General features: G+C 57.7%; 7 protein-coding genes and 1 riboswitch. Of the genes, 3 read left to right on the plus strand and 4 right to left on the minus strand.

The annotated features are described in order from the left end of the window. Window positions 1-170: 170 nt before the first annotated feature. From FJ398_26320 to FJ398_26330, 3 genes are read right to left on the minus strand one after another with little or no spacing between them, the layout of a single operon-like run. On the minus strand, window positions 171-470 hold the full coding sequence (locus FJ398_26320) for a ferredoxin (protein ID MBM3841401.1): 300 nt from the start codon (window positions 468-470) through the stop codon (window positions 171-173). Window positions 471-515: 45 nt separating this feature from the next. Then, the gene (locus tag FJ398_26325) at window positions 516-791 is read right to left on the minus strand and encodes a MoaD/ThiS family protein (protein MBM3841402.1); all 276 of its coding nucleotides are present in this window, start codon (window positions 789-791) and stop codon (window positions 516-518) included. Between the two features lie 2 nt (window positions 792-793). Beyond that, window positions 794-2,059, minus strand: a complete 1,266-nt coding sequence (locus tag FJ398_26330; protein ID MBM3841403.1) for a threonine synthase — start codon at window positions 2,057-2,059, stop codon at window positions 794-796. 81 nt (window positions 2,060-2,140) lie between these two features. After that, a riboswitch (SAM riboswitch) is annotated at window positions 2,141-2,262 on the minus strand. Between the two features lie 91 nt (window positions 2,263-2,353). Here FJ398_26330 and FJ398_26335 point away from each other — a divergent pair. The 3 genes from FJ398_26335 to FJ398_26345 are packed head-to-tail and all read left to right on the plus strand — an operon-like array spanning window position 2,354 to window position 3,600. Then, entirely contained in the window at window positions 2,354-2,713 is a 360-nt protein-coding gene (locus tag FJ398_26335; protein ID MBM3841404.1) for a hypothetical protein, read from the plus strand. Then, a complete protein-coding gene (locus tag FJ398_26340; protein ID MBM3841405.1) occupies window positions 2,688-3,296 on the plus strand; it encodes a response regulator in 609 nt (202 codons plus the stop codon). Before FJ398_26335 ends, FJ398_26340 begins: the two co-directional genes overlap by 26 nt. Further along, window positions 3,163-3,600: a hypothetical protein gene (locus tag FJ398_26345; protein MBM3841406.1), complete on the plus strand. Its 438-nt coding sequence runs from the start codon at window positions 3,163-3,165 to the stop codon at window positions 3,598-3,600. Before FJ398_26340 ends, FJ398_26345 begins: the two co-directional genes overlap by 134 nt. A gap of 62 nt (window positions 3,601-3,662) precedes the next feature. On the opposite strand, the gene FJ398_26350 is transcribed toward FJ398_26345, so the two are convergent. After that, window positions 3,663-3,965: a hypothetical protein gene (locus FJ398_26350; protein ID MBM3841407.1), complete on the minus strand. Its 303-nt coding sequence runs from the start codon at window positions 3,963-3,965 to the stop codon at window positions 3,663-3,665. Between the last annotated feature and the right edge of the window lie 508 nt (window positions 3,966-4,473).

Here is a 4,473-nt window from a genome sequence, read left to right on the forward strand (position 1 = left end):
TTCGCTACACGGGCTTTTATAACTCCCGTGGCTCCAATGGTCAAGTGAGTAAATCGGGGCCCTTAAGTTTGTGGGGCAGCAAAAGCCGGCAGAAAGAACTGTAATGCGTAAAACGTGAAACGTAACAAACAGTTACTGCCAACTGGTTGCTGCCAACTGCCAACTGACAACTAGCTTTCGATTACGTTGATCTCGACCGGCTCGACGCTGACCCCCTGGCGTTCGAGCCACTTGATGGCTTCCTTCAGGACGGCGCGGTCCCCATCCAACTCCAGGCAAACGATGCCGATTTCATCGGTCACGCTCGCCTGGCGAACATTGGTGATCACATCGAATTTGTGCCCCAATTGCCAGATCACCGGCGTCGTAATCAGGCGCGGCGGGTACATCAGCCAGAGGCGCTTTTTCTCGCGCTGAGGCGAACGGTTGGCTGAGGCGGGCTTGGGTTTGGGTTTGGTGGCGGGGGCCATGGCTTGGCGAATCTCAAATCTCAGATTTCAAATTTGAAATCGGCGCTATCCTCCGGCAATCGCGGGGATGATGCTGATTTCGTCGCCACTCTTGATGGGCGTCTCCTGATTCTGCAAGAAGCGGATGTCTTCCTCGTTCACATAGACGTTGACGAAGCGGCGCACGGCCCCGTCGTCATCGAGCAGCCGCTCTTTGATGCCCGGATACCGAGTCTGCAACTCGGTGATCGCATCGCGGACGGTGGCCGCGTTCACTTCGACGAGTTCTTCGTTGTTGGTGAGTTTGCGCAGAGGCGTGGGAATTCGGACTTGGACTGGCATACTTAGCGGCTTAGCAGATGGCTTTGGTTTTCAGCGTCTAAAAGGGCTTCGAATTCGCGCAGGCTCGGTTTGATTTCTCGCGTGCGCCCGGCGTGGCCCACCACGGCGTCGAGCGTCTTCAGCCCGTGCCCCGTGATGCAGAGCACCGCCGAATCATTGGCGGGAATCTTGCCACTGGCAATGAGTTTCTTGGCCACGCCGACGGTGACGCCGCCAGCGGTCTCGGCGAAGATGCCCTCGCATTCGGCAAGCCACTTGATGCCTTCGCGAATTTCATCGTCGGTCACGTCCTCTCCGGCGCCACCCGAATCTTTCAAAACACGAAGCGCGTAGAATCCGTCGGCGGGCGTTCCAATCGCCAGCGATTTGGCGATGGTGTTCGGTTTGACGGGCTTGAAGAAATCCATGCCAGCTTTGTGGGCGGTTGAAATCGGCGCGCATCCGGTCGCTTGAGCGCCGTGAATCTTGTAGCGCGTTTCGGGAACCAGGCCCAGCTTGATGAACTCCTGGTAGCTTTTGTGGATTTTGGTCAACAAGGAACCCGATGCCATGCAAACGACGGTGTGCTGCGGGATGGTCCATCCGAGCTGCTCCATGATTTCAAAGCCCATGCTCTTGGAGCCTTCAGCGTAATAAGGCCGCATGTTCACGTTCACGAATGCCCACCCGAATTTGCCGGCGATTTCCGCGCAAAGCCGGTTGACCTCGTCGTAATGGCCTCGGATGCCAATGACGTTCGCGCCGTAGATCAAGGAGTTCAGGATTTTGCCTTCCTCCAGGTCGGCCGGGATGAATACGTAAGCCTTCAATCCCACGGCCGCGGCATTCGCGGAAACCGAATTCGCGAGGTTGCCAGTGGAAGCGCACGCCACGGTGGTGAAACCCAGTTCCCGAGCACGGCTGAGAGCGACACTGACAACGCGGTCCTTGAAGGAAAGCGTCGGATAATTCACGGTGTCGTTCTTGATCCAGAGTTCTCGGATGCCCAGCCGGCGGGCCAGGCGGTCGGCTTTGACCAGGGGCGTGAAGCCGACTTGAAAACCCACGGTCGGCTCGCGGACCACGGGGAGCAGTTCGCGGTAGCGCCACATTGTTTTCGGACGGCCCTGAATGGCGGCTTTGGTCAGGGTGTGCCGGGCGCGCTCATAATCGTAGAGCACTTCCAGCGGGCCGAAATCAAATTCACATACGTGCGTGGCAGTGAGCGGGTATTCCCGGCCACACTCGCGGCACTTCAAGGCCTTCATGAAACCGTCGTATTTGTCCATAGGTCACGTTCGCGGCGCATTGGCGGGGCAACAAAAAGCCCCTGCTCATTCGGATGAGAAGGGGCAAAGTCGCTCGACTTCTTCTCATCTCCCTCAAGCGGACTTGCGCTTGAGCTGGAATTGGCACCTCGTCACTGAGCGTCGCGCTTCAGCCGGTTGCCGTGGTTTCATCGGGCCAGTCCCTTCACCACTCTGAATGAGACCGTTGCATCAACGGATGCGGATAGAATGATTCGCACTCCGCGAGCTGTCAAATGGTTTTTCCGCCAGTGCGGTTGTAACCGTAGGGCAGAGTTGCAGTCTGCCGTATCGCCGATTTGCAATCGGCAGCGCGTCGGCAACTACGATGGGACCATCGGCCAACGCATTACCGGACTTCCTTTGCCGGTGCCGATGACCACGCTCGAAGGGCCGGCCACCGTTTCGGGCGGGAATATGTTAGGCTCATGGAAACACACTTTCTCGGAAGCCTCAGAGCTGGGGCTTCAGCTTTACTACGATCGGACCGAGCGGTTCGACCGGGTCCATCGGGAGACGCGGGACACTTACGATCTGGATTTCCAACATCGATTTCCGTTGGGGACACGCCAGGAATTCATGTGGGGACTGGGGTATCGGTACACCCGCGATGACCTGGCGGAGGGAAAGGGATGATTTCATTATCACGCGCAACCTCTTTTCGGAGGTCGAGCAAGAACGCTACGATCTGACCTGGGCTGCCACCTATGACGCGGGCCGCGAACAGTTGCTGCGGGGGGAACATGACCTGTACCTGATCGATTACCGGCTCGGGATTCACAATGGCCTCGACCTCTTGCGGGAAGCCAAGCGCCTCGGATGCGCCGCGCCGATCATCATGCTGACTGGCGTCGGCGACCAACAAGTGGATATTGAGGCCATCAAAGCGGGCGCGGCGGATTATCTGGTCAAAGGGCAGATCACTCCGGCGCTGCTTCATCGCGCTGTCAGCCACGCCGTCCAACGCAAAAGAATCGAACAGCAACTCCGCGAAAGCGAAGAGCAGCTAGGGCAAGCGCAAAAGATGGAATTGCACCAGTCGTTACCAGTCGTTGCTGAACCTTTGCGTCAACGCCCGCGACGCCATGCCCAACGGCGGCGAACTTTGCATTCGCACGGAAGTCGTTCCCGGCCACGCGTGGCAAGGCGTGTTTCCAGAAATGCGAGAGGACGAATACGTTTGCATCAGCGTTTCCGACACGGGCACCGGGATGGATGAGGCGACTCGCATTCACATCTTCGAACCCTTCTTCACCACCAAGAGCCGGGATCGCTGCGGCGGCCTGGGACTGGCCGTCGTGTACGGCGTGATCAAAAGCCACTTCGGCTTCATCCACGTGGAAAGCGAAATCAATCCCGAAGTCAAAGCGATCCTGGCCAGCGGTTATCTGGATCCGGAATTGATGAACCGCATCCAGCAAGCTGGAGCGGACGATTTCCTCCAAAAGCCCTACGTCCCGAATGAGATTTACCGCCGGGTCCGAGTTGTTCTGGACGCGCCGGAAAAGCGGGAGATTAGCTAAAGTTTTCCCAGAGAGGTCCGACTTACAGAGTAGGCTGCGGTAGGCCTGTACTGCCGCACAGGTTAACGGAAAAACGCCTGAAACAGTTTTTCCATCGGCATGGATGCCGGTGCACAACAGACAAAAGGATTTGTCTTATGATGACGTAATTTCTTCGGCCGGCGGCTGGATTCGATTTCAGCACCGCCGTTTCTCCAAGCCAGATTTCCGTTCAAGCAGAAGGCCGCTTTCCTGAAAACAGGATGGCGCCCGCCGGGAAGTGTGTTGTCGCGAATTGCGGAGACAGAGTTCTCCAATTCGGGCGGCTGCACTCCTTGATCGGATGCTCTCCAGGGAAAGCGCGATCCCGCATTGGCGGATTGCATTCCTGCCTTTCTTGTCTTCGGGGAATCGGTGAGCGGACGGCGTGTTGGCTCAACTCGCGGCTCGCCCCAGCGACAACTCACTCCTGTGAGATTGAGTTCCGCATCAGGAACTGTTCTGTGTCCGCATTCTATTCGAGTGCGCAGCGCGTGACCAGTTGCCCGCGCGTTCATGCGAATGCCGTCCGGCCTTGACACAGATTTCTTGGCTGTGCTTTGCGATGGAGCAGCTCAACGGGCGCTCCCATCGACCGGATGAATGGTGGCGGCGAAACGCCGCCGGCGTCGGGGGTCGCGAAGCGTTCCAAGCAGAAGAGAAGAATTTGACCGGAGCGTTTGCTCCGGGGCTGGTCTTTGGCCTGCCTCGGCACCCGGCGCTCTGGTCATAGGACGCGGTAGCCTTTTCTATCGCAACAGGACAACGGAAGACGCCTGAATCAAAGGTTTTCCACCCGGCATGGATGCCGGACGCAGCAGCATAAACAAACAGACAAAAGGAATTGTCTTATGG

Source organism: Verrucomicrobiota bacterium, from assembly GCA_016871535.1.
Taxonomy (GTDB): domain Bacteria; phylum Verrucomicrobiota; class Verrucomicrobiia; order Limisphaerales; family SIBE01; genus VHCZ01.

Excerpts from the sequence above, each read along its gene's own strand:
- FJ398_26320 (MBM3841401.1), bottom strand. The coding sequence starts at position 470 with ATGGCCCCCGCCACCAAACCCAAACCCAAGCCCGCCTCAGCCAACCGT.
- FJ398_26325 (MBM3841402.1), bottom strand. The coding sequence starts at position 791 with ATGCCAGTCCAAGTCCGAATTCCCACGCCTCTGCGCAAACTCACCAAC.
- FJ398_26330 (MBM3841403.1), bottom strand. The coding sequence starts at position 2,059 with ATGGACAAATACGACGGTTTCATGAAGGCCTTGAAGTGCCGCGAGTGT.
- FJ398_26340 (MBM3841405.1), top strand. The coding sequence starts at position 2,688 with ATGACCTGGCGGAGGGAAAGGGATGATTTCATTATCACGCGCAACCTC.
- FJ398_26345 (MBM3841406.1), top strand. The coding sequence starts at position 3,163 with ATGCCCAACGGCGGCGAACTTTGCATTCGCACGGAAGTCGTTCCCGGC.
- FJ398_26350 (MBM3841407.1), bottom strand. The coding sequence starts at position 3,965 with ATGCAATCCGCCAATGCGGGATCGCGCTTTCCCTGGAGAGCATCCGAT.